Origin of the sequence: Bradyrhizobium sp. BEA-2-5, from assembly GCF_032918025.1 — a bacterium.
Lineage (GTDB): Bacteria > Pseudomonadota > Alphaproteobacteria > Rhizobiales > Xanthobacteraceae > Bradyrhizobium > Bradyrhizobium pachyrhizi.
This window is the reverse complement of the sequence record NZ_CP136629.1, coordinates 6,035,632-6,054,790: the sequence shown is the minus strand read 5'-3', so window position 1 is coordinate 6,054,790 and position 19,159 is coordinate 6,035,632. Positions and strand designations below refer to the sequence as shown.

At 66.5% G+C, this 19,159-nt stretch carries 13 protein-coding genes; 11 read left to right on the top strand and 2 right to left on the bottom strand.

Annotated features, from left to right (window positions below):
- Nucleotides 1-25 precede the first annotated feature (25 nt).
- The 11 genes from murG (at nucleotide 26) to ligA (ending at nucleotide 15,530) form a co-directional block, all read left to right on the top strand.
- Complete coding sequence (gene murG / locus RX327_RS28645; RefSeq protein ID WP_317247805.1) at nucleotides 26-1,123, top strand: undecaprenyldiphospho-muramoylpentapeptide beta-N-acetylglucosaminyltransferase; 1,098 nt, start codon at nucleotides 26-28, stop codon at nucleotides 1,121-1,123.
- Between the two features lie 120 nt (nucleotides 1,124-1,243).
- On the top strand, nucleotides 1,244-2,647 hold the full coding sequence (murC, locus tag RX327_RS28640) for a UDP-N-acetylmuramate--L-alanine ligase (protein ID WP_317247804.1): 1,404 nt from the start codon (nucleotides 1,244-1,246) through the stop codon (nucleotides 2,645-2,647).
- A gap of 2 nt (nucleotides 2,648-2,649) precedes the next feature.
- Nucleotides 2,650-3,570, top strand: a complete 921-nt coding sequence (gene murB, locus RX327_RS28635; protein ID WP_317251343.1) for a UDP-N-acetylmuramate dehydrogenase — start codon at nucleotides 2,650-2,652, stop codon at nucleotides 3,568-3,570.
- 143 nt (nucleotides 3,571-3,713) lie between these two features.
- Nucleotides 3,714-4,700, top strand: a complete 987-nt coding sequence (locus RX327_RS28630) for a D-alanine--D-alanine ligase (RefSeq protein ID WP_317247803.1) — start codon at nucleotides 3,714-3,716, stop codon at nucleotides 4,698-4,700.
- 333 nt (nucleotides 4,701-5,033) lie between these two features.
- On the top strand, nucleotides 5,034-6,041 hold the full coding sequence (locus RX327_RS28625) for a cell division protein FtsQ/DivIB (protein WP_317247802.1): 1,008 nt from the start codon (nucleotides 5,034-5,036) through the stop codon (nucleotides 6,039-6,041).
- The gene (gene ftsA, locus RX327_RS28620; RefSeq protein WP_317247801.1) at nucleotides 6,038-7,357 is read left to right on the top strand and encodes a cell division protein FtsA; all 1,320 of its coding nucleotides are present in this window, start codon (nucleotides 6,038-6,040) and stop codon (nucleotides 7,355-7,357) included. The genes RX327_RS28625 and ftsA overlap by 4 nt, the downstream gene beginning before the upstream one ends.
- Nucleotides 7,358-7,446: 89 nt before the next feature.
- Nucleotides 7,447-9,228: a cell division protein FtsZ gene (ftsZ, locus tag RX327_RS28615; protein WP_317247800.1), complete on the top strand. Its 1,782-nt coding sequence runs from the start codon at nucleotides 7,447-7,449 to the stop codon at nucleotides 9,226-9,228.
- A gap of 350 nt (nucleotides 9,229-9,578) precedes the next feature.
- Nucleotides 9,579-10,541: a UDP-3-O-acyl-N-acetylglucosamine deacetylase gene (gene lpxC / locus RX327_RS28610; RefSeq protein WP_317247799.1), complete on the top strand. Its 963-nt coding sequence runs from the start codon at nucleotides 9,579-9,581 to the stop codon at nucleotides 10,539-10,541.
- 244 nt (nucleotides 10,542-10,785) lie between these two features.
- Entirely contained in the window at nucleotides 10,786-11,694 is a 909-nt protein-coding gene (locus tag RX327_RS28605) for an outer membrane protein assembly factor BamD (RefSeq protein ID WP_410712092.1), read from the top strand.
- A 13-nt stretch (nucleotides 11,695-11,707) separates the two neighbouring features.
- Complete coding sequence (gene recN / locus RX327_RS28600) at nucleotides 11,708-13,378, top strand: DNA repair protein RecN (RefSeq protein WP_317247797.1); 1,671 nt, start codon at nucleotides 11,708-11,710, stop codon at nucleotides 13,376-13,378.
- A gap of 7 nt (nucleotides 13,379-13,385) precedes the next feature.
- The gene (gene ligA / locus RX327_RS28595; protein WP_317247796.1) at nucleotides 13,386-15,530 is read left to right on the top strand and encodes an NAD-dependent DNA ligase LigA; all 2,145 of its coding nucleotides are present in this window, start codon (nucleotides 13,386-13,388) and stop codon (nucleotides 15,528-15,530) included.
- A gap of 150 nt (nucleotides 15,531-15,680) precedes the next feature.
- On the opposite strand, the gene RX327_RS28590 is transcribed toward ligA, so the two are convergent.
- Together RX327_RS28590 and RX327_RS28585 are read right to left on the bottom strand one after the other, a co-directional pair.
- Complete coding sequence (locus RX327_RS28590; RefSeq protein ID WP_317247795.1) at nucleotides 15,681-16,970, bottom strand: multidrug effflux MFS transporter; 1,290 nt, start codon at nucleotides 16,968-16,970, stop codon at nucleotides 15,681-15,683.
- A gap of 309 nt (nucleotides 16,971-17,279) precedes the next feature.
- The gene (locus tag RX327_RS28585) at nucleotides 17,280-19,112 is read right to left on the bottom strand and encodes an aminopeptidase P family protein (RefSeq protein WP_317247794.1); all 1,833 of its coding nucleotides are present in this window, start codon (nucleotides 19,110-19,112) and stop codon (nucleotides 17,280-17,282) included.
- Nucleotides 19,113-19,159 lie beyond the last annotated feature (47 nt).

Genomic DNA, 19,159 nt, shown 5'->3' with positions numbered 1-19,159 from the left:
CGGTCGTGTCGGTTATCTGGAAACCATGGACAACGCGCCTCTGATTCTTCTCGCCGCGGGCGGCACCGGCGGCCATCTGTTTCCGGCCGAGGCGCTCGGCGTCGAATTGATCCGGCGCGGCTTTCGCGTCCGCCTCGTCACCGACGAGCGCGCGCTGCGCTATACCGGCCTGTTCGGCAGGGAGAGCATCGACCTCGTGCCGAGCGCGACCGTGCGCAGCCGCAACCCGATCTCGCTGGCGCGGACCGCGCTGATGCTTGGCTACGGCACGCTGATCGCCGCCAATCTGGTGCGCCGGCTGAAGCCCGCGGCCGTGGTCGGCTTCGGCGGCTATCCAACCTTGCCGCCGCTGATGGCGGCGCGGCTGCTCGGCGTGCCCGGCATCATCCACGACGCCAACGCCGTGCTCGGTCGCGCCAACCGGTTCCTGTCGAGCCGCGTCCGCGCCATCGCGACCTCCTTGCCCGGCGTGCTCGATCGCGATCCGGCGCTGTCGGCCAAGACCACGACCGTCGGCACGCCGATGCGGCCGGCAGTTCTCGCCGCTGCTGCGGTGAAATATAGCCCCCCCGAGGTGAATGGTCCGCTGCGCCTGCTCGTCGTCGGCGGCAGCCAGGGCGCGCGCATCATGGCCGATATCGTGCCGGGCGCGATCGAGCGGCTCGAGCCCGCGTTATGGAGCCGCCTCGTCCTCACCCAGCAGGTGCGCGAAGAGGACATGAGCCGCGTGCGCGCGGTCTACGACAAGCTCAAGATCAAGGTGGAGCTCGCGCCGTTCTTCACGGATCTGCCGGCGCGGCTCGCCTCCAACCACCTGATCTCGCGCTCCGGCGCGGGCACCGTCGCCGAGCTCGCGGCGATCGGCCGGCCCTCCATCCTGGTGCCGCTGCCCGGCTCGATCGACCAGGACCAGTTCGCCAATGCTGGCGTGCTGTCGCAGGCGAACGGCGCGCTGCGCATCGCGCAGAGCGACTTCACGTCCGAGCGGCTGGCCGCTGACATTTCGGCCTACGCTGCCGAACCCGCGAAACTGACCGCGATGGCGGCGTCAGCGCGCGGCGTCGGCCGGCTCGATGCCGCCGAGCGGCTGGCCGATCTGGTGGCGAAAGTGGCAGGAATTTAGGCCGCTTTCGAAGAATTTTCGGGCGTGGGACGCTATGGCCGGGCTTGTCCTGGCCATATCAGTCTTTCATAAGTCGGAGGATTGCCGGGTGAGCCCGGACACGATGAAGGTGTTAGCAACATGAGACTGCCGCGCGAGATCGGACCCATCCACTTCGTCGGGATCGGCGGGATCGGCATGAGTGGCATCGCCGAGGTGCTGGTCAATCTCGGCTATTCCGTGCAGGGCTCGGACGCCTCCGACAACTACAATCTCGACCGTCTGCGCAAGAAGGGCGCGAAGGTTTCGGTCGGCCACGCCGCCGAGAATGTCGACGGCGCCGATGTCGTCGTGGTCTCGACTGCGATCAAGCGCGATAATCCCGAACTGATGGCGGCCCGCGCGCGACGCATTCCGGTGGTGCGGCGCGCCGAGATGCTGGCGGAACTGATGCGGCTGAAGAGCTGCGTCGCGATCGCCGGCACCCATGGCAAGACCACGACGACCACGATGGTCGCAACGCTGCTCGACGCCGGCGGGCTCGATCCCACCGTGATCAACGGCGGCATCATCAATGCCTACGGCTCCAACGCGCGGCTGGGGGCCGGCGACTGGATGGTGGTGGAGGCCGACGAGAGCGACGGCACCTTCCTGAAGCTGCCGACCGATGTCGCGATCGTCACCAATGTCGACCCCGAGCATCTCGACCACTTCAAGACCTTCGACGCCGTGCAGGATGCCTTCCGTCACTTCGTCGAGAATTTGCCGTTCTACGGCTTTGCCGTGATGTGCATCGATCATCCGGTGGTGCAGAGCCTCGTCGGCAAGATCGAGGACCGCCGCATCATCACCTACGGGGAAAATCCGCAGGCCGATGCGCAGCTCAAGGATCTGACGCCGATGGGCGGCGGCTCGAAATTCTCGGTCGCGATCCGCGATCGCAAGTCCGGCGCGGTCCATGAGATCGCCGATATCATGCTACCGATGCCGGGCCGGCACAACGCCTCCAACGCGACGGCGGCGATTGCGGTCGCTCACGCGCTCGGTGTGTCCGACGACAAGATCCGCAGTGCCATCGCAGGTTTCGGTGGCGTCAAGCGCCGCTTCACCAAGACCGGCGAATGGAACGGCGTCACCATCATCGACGATTACGGCCATCACCCCGTGGAGATCGCGGCGGTGCTGAAAGCGGCGCGCGATTCCTACACCGGCAAGGTCATCGCCGTGGTGCAGCCGCACCGCTACACCCGCCTGCAATCCCTGTTCGAGGAATTCTGCACCTGCTTCAACGATGCCGATGCGGTGATCGTCGCCGATGTCTATTCCGCAGGCGAGACGCCGATCGAGGGCGTCGACCGCGATCACTTCGTCGCCGGCCTGCGCGCCCACGGCCATCGCGAGGTGATCCCGCTGCCGAACGCGGGCGAACTCGCAAAGATCGTGCACGGCCTCGCGAAGCCCGGCGATCTCGTCGTGTGCCTCGGGGCCGGCAACATCACGCAATGGGCGTATGCATTGCCCGGCGAATTGAAGGCGCTGGGGTGATCGTGAGCTTCCCCGACATCACGCCCGCTCTCAAAGCCGCGATGCCTGATCTGCGGGGCCGGCTGCTTGCGAACCAGTCGCTGGCCGAGCTCACCTGGTTTCGTGTCGGGGGGCCGGCGCAGGTGCTGTTCACGCCCGCGGACGAGGACGATCTCGCCTATTTCCTGAACCGCCTGCCGCAGGAATTGCCGGTCTACGTCGTCGGCGTCGGCTCCAACCTGATCGTGCGCGATGGCGGCATTGCCGGCGTCGTGATCCGCCTTGCGCCGCGCGCCTTCGGCGAGGCGAGCGCGAGCGGAGATATCGTCACCGCCGGCGCGGCAGCGCTCGACAAGCGCGTGGCGGAGGTGGCGGCGTCCGGGAATATCGGCGGGCTCGAATTCTACTTCGGCATTCCCGGCACGATCGGCGGCGCGCTGCGCATGAATGCGGGCGCCAATGGCGGCGAGACCAAGGATGTGCTGATCGAGGCCACCGGCATCGGCCGCGATGGAACGAAGCATACGTTCGGCAACGCCGACATGAAGTTCGTCTACCGCAACAGCGGCGTCGATGCCTCGATCATCTTCACCTCCGCCCGCTTTCGCGGCGAGATCACCGATGCTGAGGTGATCCGCGCCCGCATGGCGGAGGTGCAAAGCCATCGCGAGACTGCGCAGCCGATCCGGGAAAAGACCGGCGGCTCGACCTTCAAGAACCCGCCGGGACACTCCGCCTGGAAGCTGATCGACGCCGCCGGGTGCCGCGGCCTGCGCGTTGGCGGCGCGCAGGTCTCCGAGATGCACTGCAATTTCCTGATCAACACCGGCGATGCCACCGCGCACGAAATCGAGACGCTCGGCGAGACCGTGCGCGAACGGGTGAAGGCAAATTCCGGAATCGAGCTAAACTGGGAAATCAAGCGGATCGGAAATTCATCGTAGTCGTCATTCCGGGGCGATGCGCAGCATCGAGCCCGGAATCCAGAGGTCGTTAATCGAGATTCCCCGGTGCGCAATTGCGCACCTGAGGTCTGGTCCTTCGGACCATCCCGGAATGACGGAAGTAGCGAAGACAGGCAAAGAAGATGCAGGTGACCATTCTGTTCGGCGGCACCAACAAGGAGCGGCTGGTCTCGGTGGCGAGCACGCAGGCGCTGCACCGCGCGCTGCCCGACGCGGATCTCTGGTTCTGGGACGTCGACGACACCGTGCACGCGGTGACGTCGGAAAAACTGCTTGGCCACACGCGGCCGTTCGAGGTCGACTTCAAGCCCGACGGTCGCGGCATCGCACTCGAGCAGGCGCTCGACAAGGCGAGCGCCGAGCAGCGGGTGCTGGTGTTCGGTTTGCACGGCGGCCGCGCCGAGAATGGCGAATTGCAGGCGATGTGCGAGATGCGCGGCGTTGCGTTCACCGGCTCCGGTTCGGCATCATCGCATCTGGCGTTCGACAAGCCGTCGGCAAAGCGCTTCGCCGCGATCGCAGGCCTCAACGCGCCGCAGGGCATCAATGTCGAACAGATCGATGACGCCTTCGCGAAACACGGCAGGCTGATTGCGAAACCGGCCAAGGACGGCTCGAGCTACGGGCTGATCTTCGTCAACGCCAAGCAGGATCTCGTCGCCGTCCGCAATGCGGCCAAGCACGAAGAGTACGTGATCGAGCCCTATATCGCCGGCGTCGAGGCGACCTGCGGCGTGCTGGAGCGGTCCGACGGCTCCGTGTTCTCGCTGCCGCCGATCGAGATCATCCCGGGCGAGGGCAATTTCGACTACGCCGCGAAATATCTCCTGAAGTCGACCCAGGAGATCTGCCCCGGCCGCTTCGCGCCTGAGGTCAGCGCCGCGATCATGGACCACGCGCTGCGGGCGCATCGTGCGTTGTCCTGCGCAGGCTACTCGCGCAGCGATTTCATCGTCTCGGCCAATGGCCCGGTCTATCTCGAGACCAACACCCTGCCGGGGCTCACCGCGGCATCACTGTACCCTAAGGCCTTGAAAGCACAGGGCATCGCCTTTGCCGACTTCCTCACCGACCAGATCGAGCTGGCCCGCCGCCGCGTCCGAAGTTAATGCCCGGCCGGGCGGAACCCGCCCTGGTCGGCCGGATGGAACCCGGGCGCTGTTGCTAAAATGCTAACGAGTTCGCGGCAAAGTACTCACAGCGTTGGTCAAAACACGCTCCAGGCCGAAGTCTTTTACCTTTTGTTTACCAGGACGTCCGAAGGTTAACGCTGGCGGCGCATATGGCGCTTTGGCTGCCGGCGCGTGAGCTGTCGCGGATTACCGCTTCGAGGATCGCAACCAGGGAACAGGGGGCCACTCTAATCCCACCGGTCTAGCCGAGACGTGATTTGTGCCGGGACCCGCGGGGTTTGCGGGCGCAACATGTGACGAGCTCGTGCAATGGATGGAGCAGGAAGCCTCACCCGATCGCTTTTCAGATCGCTGAGGCCCCAAGCTGACCTGAAGGCGGCCGCGATTGGAGCGGCGGTGCTGCTGCGCGAGTATATCGGCGCCCATCTCGCGCGCCGCAGGCGGCGTCCCGCCAAGCGGCCGCAGGTGATCGATCGCGAGCCGCCGAACCGCTACATCCTGATGGTCGAACGCTATCTGCCGCGCCGCATCGGCCTGGTCGCGACGCTCGCGATCCTGTTCGGCAGCCTGGGCTTCGGCATCGTCAAGGGCGGCCATCTCCAGGACTTCGTCACCGCGGTCAGCAACGCCCGCAACGCGCTGGCCAATTCCGCCGGCTTCCGCATCACCTCGGTCGTGATCAACGGCCGCAAGCAGCTCACCCAGGACGAGATCCTCGCCATCGGCGGCGTCAGCGGCCGCTCCTCGCTGCTGTTCCTCGACGCCGAAGCGGTGCGCGACAAGCTCAAGGCCAATCCCTGGATCGCGGATGCGACCGTGCTGAAGCTCTATCCGGGCCGGCTGCAGATCGACATCGTCGAGCGCACCGCCTTCGCGCTGTGGCAGCAGAACGGCCGCCTGTCGGTGATCGCCTCCGACGGCGCCGTGCTCGAACCCTACGTCTCGCGCCGCTTCCTGTCGCTGCCGCTCGTGGTCGGCAAGGGGGCCGACGTCAGGGCTCACGACTTTCTGGCGCTGCTCGACCGTTACCCGCAGGTGCGCTCGGTGACGAAAGCCGCGGTCTTCGTTGGCGAGCGGCGCTGGAACCTGAGGCTCAAGGACGGCCTCGACATCCGCCTGCCCGAGCAGGACGTCGGCAACGCGCTTGCGATGCTGTCGAAGCTCGACAAGGACGACAGGCTGTTCTCCCGCGATATCGTCGCCGTCGACATGCGCCTGCCCGATCGGCTGGTGGTGCAGCTGTCGGAGGACGCCGCCAAGGCGCGTGAGGATCAGTTCAAGGACAAGAAGAAAAAGAAGGCCGGGGATTCCGCATGACCGGTCTCGATCGCACCCAGACGCCGAAGACGCGCCCGATGCAGAAGCGCACCGCGATGGTGGCTTCGCTCGACATCGGCACCAGCAAGTTCGCCTGCATGATCGCGCGGCTGAAGCCGTCGCCGCCGAGCGATGCGCTGCGCGGCCGCACCCACGCCGTGGAACTGATCGGCTACAGCCAGATCCAGGCGCGCGGCATGAAGGCCGGCGCGGTGATCGATCTCGGCGAATGCGAGCAGGCGGTGCGCCAGGCCGTCGGGCTCGCGGAGAAGATGGCCAAGGTGCGGGTCGAGTCGGTGCTGCTGTCGGTCTCCGGCGGCCGGCTCTCCGGCCAGCTGGTCGAAGCCGCCGCGGACATCCGTGGCGGCGCCGTGACGCCGGCCGATGTCAGCCGCGTCACCTCCACCGGCATGCGCCACGCCACCGGCGAGGGCCGCACCGTGCTGCACGCGCTGCCGGTCGGCTACACGCTCGACGGCGTCAAGGGCATCCGCGATCCCCGCGGCATGGTCGCGCACCAGTTCGGCGTCGACATGAACGTCGTCACCTGCGACGCCACCGTGGCGCGGAACCTGATGCTGGCGGTGGAACGCTGCCACATCAATGTCGAAGCCATGGCGGCGAGCCCCTACGTGGCCGGCCTGTCGGTGCTGACCGACGACGAGGCCGATCTCGGCGCCGCCGTCGTCGAGATGGGCGCGGGCACCACCACGATCGCGGTCTATGCCGGCGGCCGTTTCGTGCATGCGGCGGGTTTTGCGGTCGGCGGGCAACACATCACGATGGATCTCGCGCGCGGACTCTCAGCGACCATTGCCGATGCCGAGCGAATCAAGACGTTATACGGGACCGTCATCACCGGCGGATCGGACTCGCGTGAGCTGATGTCTGTTCCCACTGCAGGCGATGATCGGGAGACACCGCAAATCGTGTCCCGCGCCACGATTGCGAACATTGTCCGGCATCGCGCCGAGGAGATTTTCGAAATGGTCCGTGACCGGCTCGCGGATTCCCCCTTTGCGGCAGAGCCGAGGGCGCGCGTCGTGCTGAGCGGCGGCGCCTCGCAGCTCACCGGCACCGTCGAGCTTGCCACCCGCATCCTGAACCGTCAGGTCCGCATCGGTCGTCCGCTCGGTTTCGGCCGGCTGCCCAACGAGGCGAAGAACGCCGCGTTCGCGGTGCCGGCCGGACTCCTCGTCTACCCGCAATATGTTCACCTCGAACATGTCGAACCGCGGCATACGCGGCAGCAGGTCAGGACAGGGACCGGCGGATATTTCGGAAAGGTCGGACGATGGCTACGCGAGGGCTTCTGATGACGGCACCCCGGCTCACAGCATTTTCACCAGCTCCGGCGGCCAGCGGCCGGGACGAACCAACGCGCGCATAATCGAGAGAGGCAACCATGGCACTCAATCTGACACCCCCTGACATCAGCGAACTGAAGCCCCGGATCACCGTGTTCGGCGTCGGCGGCGCCGGTGGCAACGCCGTCAACAACATGATCACGGCGGGCCTCCAGGGCGTCGATTTCGTGGTCGCCAACACCGACGCGCAGGCGCTGACGATGTCGAAGGCGCAGCGCATCGTGCAGATGGGCACGGCGGTCACGCAAGGCCTCGGCGCCGGCTCGCAGCCGAACGTCGGCGCCGCGGCGGCGGAAGAGGTGATCGACGAGCTGCGCGACCATCTCTCGGGCGCCAACATGGTGTTCGTCACCGCCGGCATGGGCGGCGGCACCGGCACCGGCGCCGCTCCCGTGATCGCCAAGACCGCGCGCGACATGGGCATCCTTACCGTCGGCGTCGTGACCAAGCCGTTCCACTTCGAGGGCGGGCGCCGGATGCGCACCGCGGAAGCTGGCATCAACGAACTGCACAAGGTCGTCGATACGCTCCTGATCATCCCGAACCAGAACCTGTTCCGGGTCGCCAACGAGAAGACCACCTTCGCCGACGCGTTCGCGATGGCCGACCAGGTGCTCTATTCGGGTGTCGCCTGCATCACCGACCTGATGGTCAAGGAAGGCCTGATCAACCTCGACTTCGCCGACGTCCGCGCCGTCATGCGCGAGATGGGCAAGGCGATGATGGGCACCGGCGAAGCCTCCGGCGACAAGCGCGCGCTGACGGCCGCCGAAGCCGCGATCGCCAACCCGCTGATCGACGACAGCTCGATGAAGGGCGCCAAGGGCCTCCTCATCTCCATCACCGGCGGCAAGGACCTCACCCTGTTCGAGGTCGACGAGGCCGCCACCCGCATCCGCGAGGAAGTCGACCAGGACGCCAACATCATCGTCGGCGCGACCTTCGACGAGGCGCTCGACGGTCTGATCCGCGTCTCGGTGGTCGCCACCGGCATCGAGCAGGCCGCGATCGCCTCCCGCGCCCAGGCTCCCGCCGCGCAGCAGTCGGGCGGTTCGCCGGAGAGCCGGCTGGCCGATCTGACCGCCCGCCTGCGTGCCGACAATCAGCGCATGGCCGAGCGTGCCCAGAAGCTGGAACCGCCGACCGGCGTGACGGTCGCCCCGATTGCAGCTCCCGCCGCTCCGCAGCAGCGTCCGGCTGTCGAGCGCGCCGCGCTCGCGGCGATCGCCGCCGCGGTTGCTCCCGACAGCGCGCCGGCTGCCCAGGCGCCGATGCAGCCGGCCTCCTACGGTGACGTCACCGTGCGGCCGATTGCCCAGAAGCCCTCGTTGTTCCCGGACCACGAGGCCGCCCGGGCCGAGCAGCATGAGCCGATGCCGCCCGAGACCTTCATCCCGCAGGCGGCGGAACGGTCGCCGGTCCGTGCTCCGCGGATGCCGCGCATCGAGGAACTGCCGATGCCGGCCCAGGCCGAGATTCGTCAGGCCCGCGGCGAGGTCGAGGAAGAGACCCCGCAGAAGACTCGCCTGTCGCTGCTGCAGCGCCTCGCCAATGTCGGCCTCGGCCGTCGCGACGAGGAGAGCGAGCCGCCGGTCGCCGCCCGCACCGCCGGTCCCGCCATGCCGCCGCTGCCCGAGCGCAAGCCGGCCCGCAGCGTCGCCCAGCAGATCTCGGCGAACGAATCGCCGGTATCCGAATATGCAAAGCGCCCTGCGCCGCAGGGTCTGGACGCTCATGGCCGCCAGGCACCTGTTGCGCCGGCGCCACAGGGCGACGATCATCTTGATATCCCGGCCTTCCTGCGGCGGCAGGCGACCTGAGGATTGTTACAACCTTGGCTACGAAGAAGGCCTCGGCGGGGAACCGCCGGGGCCTTTTCCTTGTCGCGCACAAGCGATTGCGCCGGATAAACAAGCAACTGATTTTAAATGATTAATTATTCTTTCGGTGGTCAGATGGCGCGTCGCCGAGGACCGTTTTCGCTGCCGTAATTTGGTTAACCTTGGGCGTGAATGCGGCGGAGATGGGGTAACAATCGGTAAAAAAGCGTGAGTTGGCGCTGTTTGAGGCAGTGACTATGGTTTGCCGTGACTTGGGGAGCTCAAGCGAGTCGGCCTTGGGGAAATTTGGCCACTTGAATTGAGTGAAGTCGGGTAGTGGGCATTATCGAATGAAGTTCAGCCGGCAAACAACGCTTCGTGCGCAAGCCTCTGTGGCAGGCGTAGGCGTTCATTCCGGTCTTCCCGTCACTCTCACCCTTGGGCCTGCGCCTGTCGACGCAGGTTTTATTTTTGTCCGTACGGGCCTCGAGGGTTCCGACCGCGAAGTCGTGGCCACCGCCGATGCGGTGATCGCGACCGAGTTCGCGACGGTGCTGGGTGACCGCGAAGGGCCGCTGGTATCCACCGCCGAGCACGTGCTTGCCGCACTGCGGGGCATGGGCGTCGACAACGCCACCATCGAGATCGATGGTCCCGAAGTGCCGATCATGGACGGCAGCGCCGCCGCGTTCGTCGCGGCCATCGATCAGGCGGGCATTGTGACCCAGCCCGGCGTCCGTCGCTTCATCCAGGTTTTGAAGCCGGTGCAAGTCAAGATCGGCGAATCGGTTGGCGAACTGCGTCCGTTCGCAGGCGGGTTCCGCGCTGAAGTCGAGATCGATTTCACCAACCAGGTGATTGGCCGCCAGACCTTCTCCTTCGATCTGTCGCCGGAAGGTTTCCGCCGCGAGGTTGCGCGGGCCCGGACGTTCGGTCTGATGTGCGACGTCGCGCGGCTCTGGAGCGCGGGCTATGCCCTCGGCGCTTCCTTCGACAATACCGTCGTGTTCGACGATGAGCGGCTGCTCAATCCCGAGGGCCTGCGCTACGCCGACGAATGCGCCCGCCACAAGGTGCTCGACGTGATCGGCGACCTCTCGCTGGCCGGCCTGCCGCTACTTGGCGCCTACCGCTCGGTGCGTGGCGGCCACAAGCTCAACCACGCTGTCCTGACCGCGCTGCTCGCCGACCGTACCGCCTGGCGCGTGGTCGAATCGGAGACGGCTCGGCGGCCGGCCCGTGGCCATGTCGAAGCCGGTGCAGGCACCGTGGGCGGTCTCGTCGCCCCGGCCTATGGCCCGGACGTGTCCTGATCGCCGCAGGCGGTCGGGCCCAATTTCCGTAACAACCACAGCAGGCTGTGAGCTTCGTCGGGTCGCCTTATTCCCGGCGGAATGGCTCCGTATTCGGTTGGTCCACGGTCATTTTTCGGCTAAGCAGGCCTGCGGTTGCGAGTAACGGCAGTCAAGGCACTGGAAATATTGCATCCATGACCGCGGTTCATGGGTGGAGTGGGGTCGCCGTTAACCGCATCAAAGGCGTCAGGTTTTAAAATTCATGTCGGCAATGCGTATGGCGCTCGAATCACGCAATTCTTCTGACGTCTCCGGCCTGACCAAGGCCGCGCGCGCGCTGCGTTTTGCGGCGGGTCTGATCGTGCTGGCCATGCCGCTCAGCGGCTGCGGCACCGGCGCGCTGTGGGACAAGTTCATGGCCAAGGACGACACGTTCGTCGATGAGCCCGCGGACAAGCTCTACAATGAGGGCTTGTACATGATGAACGAGAAGAAGGACCTGAAGGCCGCCTCCAAGAAGTTCGAAGAGGTCGACCGCCAGCATCCTTATTCCGACTGGGCCCGCAAATCGCTGCTGATGTCGGCCTATGCGTCCTATCAGGGCGGCGACTATGACGGCTGCATCGGCGCTGCCACCCGCTACGTCACGCTGCATCCGGGCAGCCCGGACGCGGCCTATGCGCAATATCTGATCGCCGCCTCCCATTACGACCAGATCCCGGACATCAGCCGCGACCAGGCCCGCACCGAGAAGGCGATCGCCGCTCTGGAAGAGGTGGTGCGCAAATATCCGACTTCCGAATATGCGACTTCGGCCAAGGCCAAGATCGAGGGTGCGCGCGACCAACTCGCCGGCAAGGAAATGAACGTCGGCCGCTACTACGCGCAGAAGCGCGACTACACGGCCGCGATCAACCGCTACAAGACCGTCGTCACGCAGTACCAGACCACCCGCCACGTCGAGGAGGCGCTGTTCCGGCTCACCGAGGCCTATATGGCGATCGGCATCGTCGGCGAGGCGCAGACCGCGGCGGCCGTGCTGGGGCACAATTTTCCTGACAGCCGCTGGTACAAGGACGCCTATAATCTTGTAAAATCTGGCGGTCTCGAGCCGAGCGAGAATCAGGGGTCCTGGATCAGCCGGACCTTCAAGAAGATGGGTCTCGGCTAGGAAATTTGGTTCCATGCTGGCGCGTCTGTCGATCCGTGACATCGTCCTGATCGAACGGCTCGATATCGAATTCGCCTCGGGCCTCGCGGTTTTGACCGGCGAGACCGGTGCGGGCAAATCCATCCTGCTCGATGCCTTTGCACTGGCGCTCGGTGGCCGGGGCGATGCCGGCCTCGTGCGCCACGGCGCGGAGCAGGGGCAGGTCACCGCCGTGTTCGATATCCCGAAGGGGCATCCGGCGGCCGGGATCCTGACCGAGAACGGCCTCGACGACACCGGTGAGATGATTCTCCGTCGGGTGCAGCTCGCCGACGGTCGCACCCGCGCCTTCATCAACGACCAGTCGATCAGCGTGCAGACGCTGAAGGCGGTCGGTGCCGCCCTGGTCGAGATCCACGGCCAGCACGACGAGCGCGCGCTGGTCGATGCCGCCACCCACCGCCGCCTGCTCGATGCCTTCGCCGGACACGAGAAGGACGTCGCGGCGCTGGAAGCGCTGTGGGACATCAGGCGGACCGCCAATGCTGATCTCGACGAGCATCGCGCCGCCATGGAGAGCGCCGCGCGCGAGGCCGATTATCTCCGCCATGCCTCCGACGAGCTGAAGCAGCTCGCGCCCAAGGATGGCGAGGAGACCGCGCTGGCCTCGCGCCGCACCACCATGATGCAGGGCGAGAAGATCGCCTCCGACCTGCGCGAGGCGCAGGAGGCGGTCGGCGGCAATCATTCGCCGGTCGCTACGCTATCGGCGGCGGTGCGCCGGCTGGAGCGCCGCGGCGTCAACTCGCCGGCGCTGGTCGAGCCTGCGGTGAAGGCGATTGACACCGCGATCAATGCGCTGGAGGAAGCCGATCAGCATCTCCAGGCGGCGCTGGCGGCGACCGATTTCGATCCCGCCGAGCTCGAGCGCATCGAGGAACGGCTGTTCGCCCTTCGCGCCGCCTCGCGCAAATATTCGACGCCGGTCGACGGCCTCGCCGCGCTGGCCGCCAAATATGCCGCCGACGTCGTGCTGATCGATGCCGGTGCCGACCAGCTGAAGAAGCTGGAAGCGGCCGCCGGTGAAGCCGACAAGCGCTATGCGGCGGCTGCCGCCAAGCTGTCGGCGGCGCGCACCAAGGCCGCCGAGAAGCTCAACAAGGCCGTCAATGCCGAGCTCGCGCCGCTCAAGCTCGAACGGGCCAAGTTCATGACCCAGGTCGAGACCGATGAGGCCGCACCCGGTCCGCAAGGGTTCGACCGTGTCGAGTTCTGGGTCCAGACCAATCCGGGCACCAAGCCGGGTCCGCTGATGAAGGTCGCCTCCGGCGGCGAGCTGTCGCGCTTCCTCCTTGCGCTCAAGGTCGTGTTGTCCGACCGCGGTTCGGCGCCGACCCTGGTGTTCGATGAGATCGACACCGGCGTCGGCGGTGCGGTTGCGGACGCCATCGGCGGGCGCCTCGCGCGCCTTGCCGGCAAGGTCCAGGTCATGGCCGTGACCCACGCCCCACAGGTCGCCGCCCGCGCCGACCAGCACCTCCTGATCTCCAAGGACGCCCTGGACAAGGGCAAGCGCGTCGCCACCCGCGTCAATGCGCTCGCCGCCGACCACCGCCGCGAGGAGATCGCGCGCATGCTCGCCGGCGCCGAGATCACGGCGGAGGCGAGGGCCGCTGCGGAACGGCTGCTCCGGGCGGCGAGTTAGTTCGCCGATGGCCACCAAAGCCAAGAAAGCGCTGGTCGACGTCGACAAGCTCACCAAGGCCCAGGCCAGGGTCGAGCTGACCCGGCTCGCGCTCGAGCTCGAAGGTCACGACAAGCGCTACTATCAGGACGATGCGCCGAGCGTCACAGATGCCGAATACGACGCGCTGCGCCAGCGCTTCAACGCGATCGAGAAGCGCTTTCCCGAGTTCGTCACCGCGGACTCGCCCTCGCAGAAGGTCGGCGCGGCGCCGTCGGGCCGCTTCAGGAAAGTCCGGCATGCCGTTCCCATGCTGTCGCTCGACAACGCGTTCGCGGAAGCCGACGTGGTCGACTTCGTCGGGCGCATCACGCGCTTCCTCAAGCTGCCGGACGACAAGGTCGATTTCTCCGCCGAGCCGAAGATCGATGGCCTCTCGATGTCGCTACGCTACGAGGGCGGCGAGCTCGTCACCGCCGCGACGCGCGGCGACGGCGCGGTCGGTGAGGACGTCACCGCCAACATCCGCACCCTCGAAGACGTGCCGCAGAAGCTGAAGGGCCGCGACGTCCCCGACGTCTGCGAGGTGCGTGGCGAGGTCTACATGACCAAGAAGGCCTTCCTGGCTCTCAACGAGCGGCAGAAGGCCGAAGGCGGCACCATTTTCGCCAATCCGCGCAATTCGGCCGCGGGCTCGCTCCGGCAGAAGGACCCGACCATCACCGCCTCGCGCCCGCTCGGCTTCTTCGCCTACGCGTGGGGGCAGATGAGCGCGATGCCGGAAGACACGCAGAGCGGCATGATTGCCTGGTTCGAGCGCTGCGGCTTCAAGACCAATCCACTGACCAGGCTCTGTCACTCCGTCGAGGAATTGCTCGCCTTTCATCATGCGATCGAGGAGCAGCGCGCTCGGCTCGACTACGACATCGATGGTGTCGTCTACAAGGTCGACCGCATCGACTGGCAGGAGCGGCTCGGCTTCGTCTCGCGCACGCCACGCTGGGGCATCGCGCACAAATTCCCGGCCGAGCGCGCCATGACGGTGCTGCGCGACATCGAGATTCAGGTCGGCCGTACCGGGTCGTTCACGCCGGTCGGCAAGCTCGAGCCGGTCGGCGTCGGCGGCGTCATCGTGCAGAACGTCACGCTGCACAACGAGGACTACATCAGGGGCATCGGCAACAAGGGCGAGGTGCTGCGCGAGGGCCGCGACATCAGGATCGGCGACACCGTCGTGATCCAGCGCGCCGGCGACGTCATCCCGCAGGTGGTCGACGTCGTCCTCGACAAGCGGCCGAAATCCGCCAGGGAATTCCACTTCCCGAAGAAGTGCCCGTGTCCGCTCCACACCGACGTCGTGCGCGAGGAGACGGCGACGGGCGAGGAGGGCTCGCGCGCCCGCTGCACCGGCGAGTTCGCCTGTCCCTATCAGAAGATCGAGCATCTGAAGCTGTTCGTCTCGCGGCGTGCCTTCGACATCGATGGCCTCGGCGAGAAGCAGCTTCAGTATTTCTTCGATGAAGGGTGGGTGAAGGAGCCCGCCGACATCTTCACGCTGGAGAAGCGCAACGCGAAACTCAAGCTCGAGGAGATCGAGGGCTATGGCACGACCTCGGTCCGCAATCTGTTCGGCGCCATCGAGAGCCGGCGCAGAATTGCGCTGGAGCGCTTCATTTATGCGCTCGGCATGCGCCATGTCGGCGAGACCACGGCGCTGGCCCTGGCCCGCGGCTACGGCTCGTGGGACGCCTTCCACGATGCCTGCCTCAAGGTCGCCAAGGGCGACGAGGAGGCGATCGCGGAGATGGACGCGCTCGACCAGATCGGCGACACCGTGATCAAGAGCATCGCCGACTATTTCGGCGAGAGCCACAACCGCGGCATCGTCGAGCGGCTGACCAAGGAGGTCGAGATCGTCGACGCCGAGAAGCCGAAGAGCAATTCGGCCGTCGCCGGCAAGACCGTGGTATTCACGGGCTCGCTGGAGAAGATGACGCGGGATGAAGCCAAGGCCACTGCGGAGCGTCTGGGGGCAAAGGTGTCGGGCTCGGTGTCGAAGAAGACCGATCTCGTCGTCGCCGGCCCCGGCGCGGGCTCGAAGCTCGCGGACGCCAACAAGCACGGGGTCAAGGTGCTGACCGAGGACGAGTGGCTGAAGCTGATCGGGGAGTAGGGGTGCAACGCCGCCGCACTTTCGGCTGTCGTCCTCCGCGAAAGCGGGGGACCCAGTATTCCAGAGACAGTCATTGTTGAGCCGATAGGTCGCGGCGTACTGGATCCCCCGCATACGCGTGGGATGACGAGCTAGGGTGCGGCGCGCGCCTCACATCATCCCCTGCTCATCCTCCTCGGCCTGCGCGATCAGCTCCTCGCTCACCACCACCTGCCGCCGCGGTACGACAAAGATCATGGTGCAGGCGCAGGCGATCGAGATCGCGAAGATCGCCGCGGTGAGCGGCAGAGTCGTTGCGGAATGGCCGCCGAGATAGGCGCCGAATTGCGACATCAGCGCGCCGATGCCTTGCTGGAGGAAACCCATGGCGCCCGAGGCGGTGCCGGCGGCCTCCGGGCGAATGCTGATGGCGCCGGCGGCGGAATTCGCCATCACGAACGCATTGCCGGCCATCACGATCATCTGCGTGCCGAACAGCCAGATCGGGGCCTGGTTTACTCCGGTAAAACTCCAGAGCAGATTCAACAGGCTGCCGCAGAGCTGCAGGGCGATCCCGAGCCAGATCAGTTTCTCCAGCGAGTGCCTTGGCGCAAAGCGCACGCAGAGCAGATTGCCGACGAGATAGGCAAAGCCCGTCGTCGCGAACCAGGCGCCGTATTCGGCGCTGGTGCGGCCCATCTGCGTCACCACGATGTAGGGGCCGCCGCCGGCGAAGGTGAAGATGATCTGCGAGGCCAGCACCTGGCACATGACATAGCCGACGAAGGCGCGGCTCGTCATCAGCTTGCCGAGGTCGCCGCGAAAGCTGGAGCTGTCGGCACGGTCGCGGCGGGTTTCCGGCAGCGCCAGTGCGATGAAGATCGTGACGGTCAGCGACGCCGCGGTGATGAGATAGAAGATCGCGCGCCAGCCGAACGCGGTCTCGATCAGGCCGCCGGTGAGCGGCGACACCATCTGCCCGATCATCAGCGCGGCGATGACGAGGCTGATCATCGAGGCGACACGGTCGCGCTCGTAGATGTCGCGGATGATGGCGCGGCTGACCACCATGCCGGCGGCGCCGCCCAGCGCCTGGAAGAAGCGCGCGGCGATCAGCTGCGGCAGGTTCTCGGCGAACACCGAGCCGACGCCGGCCACGACCATCAGGCCGAGGCCCGCGAGCAGCACCGGGCGCCGTCCGAACCGGTCCGACAGCGGTCCCATGATCAGCTGCGACAGCGCGATGCCGACCATGTAGAGCGAGACCGTCATCTGAGCGATCGAGATGTCGCTGCCGAAATTCGTCGCCAGCACCGGCAGCGCCGGAACCAACATGTAGAGCGAGATCGGCGCGACGCCCGTCATCACGACGAGCATCAGCAGCATGACCTTCGATGTCGCGATGTTGTCTTTAATGTTGTCTTGGGCCGCGCCGGGCGGCTTGCCCATCACGCCGTGCATTCAGGTCCGATCCAGCATTGTGGAAAGACTGTAGCGTGCCCGTCCGCGCGGAATACGGGTGTTTCGGCATACGCCCATGCGATTTCGGGAGACGCGGTGACGATGTTTCGTCTCGCGCAATAAACACACTGTCGTCAGCTGCGGATTCCGCTGTCGTCCTCCGCGAAAGCGGGAGACCCAGTATTCCAGAAGCAGGCGTGTTTGAATTGATAGGCCGCGGCGTACTGGATCCCCCGCTTTCGCATGCGCGGGGGATGACACCGAGCGTTGGGGGGACGACGTCGAGTGTGCGGATGCCTGGGCGCGCCGCTATTTCAGCGCCGCCGTCGCCTCGTCCAGCCACAGCTTGGTCGCGCTGTCGTCGAGATGCGGACGCACCACATGCGCGACGCGGGCGTGATAGTTGTTGAGCCAGGCCAGTTCGTCCGGACTCAGCATGCCGACATCGATCAGCCGGCGGTCGATCGGCGCCAGCGTCAGCGTCTCGAACGCGTTCATCGGCTTCTCGGCGCCCTTGATGTCGGCGGCGACGACCAGCTCGAGGTTCTCGATGCGGATGCCGAAACCGTCGGTCTTGTAGTAGCCGGGCTCGTTGGAGAGGATCATGCCGCGCTTCAGTGGCGTGGTGCCGAGCTTCGAGATTCGCGCCGGGCCTTCGTGCACCGAGAGATAGCTGCCGACGCCGTGGCCGGTGCCGTGCTCGAAATCGAGGCCGGCAGCCCAGAGATATTGCCGCGCCAGCGTGTCGAGCTGCGCGCCCGTGGTGCCGTCGGGGAAGACCGCGCGCGCGATCGCGATATGGCCGCGCAGCACGCGGGTGAAGCGGTCGCGCATCTCGTCCGTGGGCTCGCCGACCGCCATGGTGCGCGTGACGTCGGTGGTGCCGTCTTCATATTGCGCGCCGGAATCGATCAGCAAGAGATCGCCGGGCGCGATCCGCCGGTTGCTCTTGCGGGTGACGCGGTAATGCACGATGGCGCCGTTCGGGCCGGTGCCGGAGATGGTCGGAAACGACACGTCCTTGAGCGCGCCGGTATCGCGGCGGAATGTTTCCAGCGCCTCCACCGCATCGATCTCGGTGAGGCCGCCGGAGGGCGCCTCGCGGTCGATCCAGGCGAGGAAACGCACGAGCGCGACCGCGTCGCGCTGATGCGCCGTGCGCGTGCCCTCGATCTCGGTGATGTTCTTGACCGCTTTCAGCAGGCTCACCGGATCGTTGCCGCGCACCGGCTTGCCGCCGGCGCCCGCGATCAGCCGGCTCAGCGCATCGGCCGCGGTGGCATTGTCGAGCGCGATCGCCGCGCCGCGCCTGGCGAGCTCGGTGAGTTTTGCCGCCAGCGCCGCGGGCTGCTCGCGCACATCGGCGGACTGCTCGAGATGGTCGCGCGTCAGGTTGGAGAGCTTGCGGTGGTCGATGAAGATGGTCGGCCGTCCCTCCTTCGGCACCAGCGCGTAGGACAGCGGCAGCGGGGTGTGCGCGACGTCGGCGCCGCGGATGTTGAAGGTCCAGGCCACCGCGTGGCTGTCGGACAGCACCAGCGCGTCGACGCCGAGCTTGTTGATCTCGAGCCGGATGCGCTTCAGCTTCTCGGCTTCGATCTCCCCGGAAAACTGCGCGCCGTGGATCGTAACCGGGCCGAGCGGCGGTGCCGGCCGCTCGTGCCAGATCGCATCGACCGGATTGCTGTCGACGGCGACCAGTTCCGCGCCGGCCTTGGTGCAGGCCGCTGCCAGCCGTTCGGCTGCCGCAGAAGTGTGCAGCCAGGGGTCAAATCCTAGGCGGTCGCCGGCCGCCAGATGCCGGGTCAGCCAGTGCTCCGGCGGCGGATCGACCAGCGGCTCGACCTGCCAGGCCTTGCGGTCGACCTGCTTGCCGGCCTGCAGCGTGTAGCGGCCGTCGACGAACAGGGCGGCCTCCTTGCTCAGCACGATCGCGAGCCCGGCCGATCCGGTGAAGCCGGTCAGCCAGGCGAGCCGCTCCTCGGAGGCCGCGACGTATTCATTCTGCTGCTCATCGGCGCGCGGAACCACGAATCCGGTCAGCTTGCGCCGCGCCAGCTCCTCGCGCAGCGCGCTCAAGCGGGCAGTCAGCGCCACGCCGCCTTCGGGCTCTTCGAACGTCTGGAAATGGGCTTCGAACATCGCCGTCGCACTCTCTTCGGATGGGGCCTGACCTTCGCGCGAGCGCG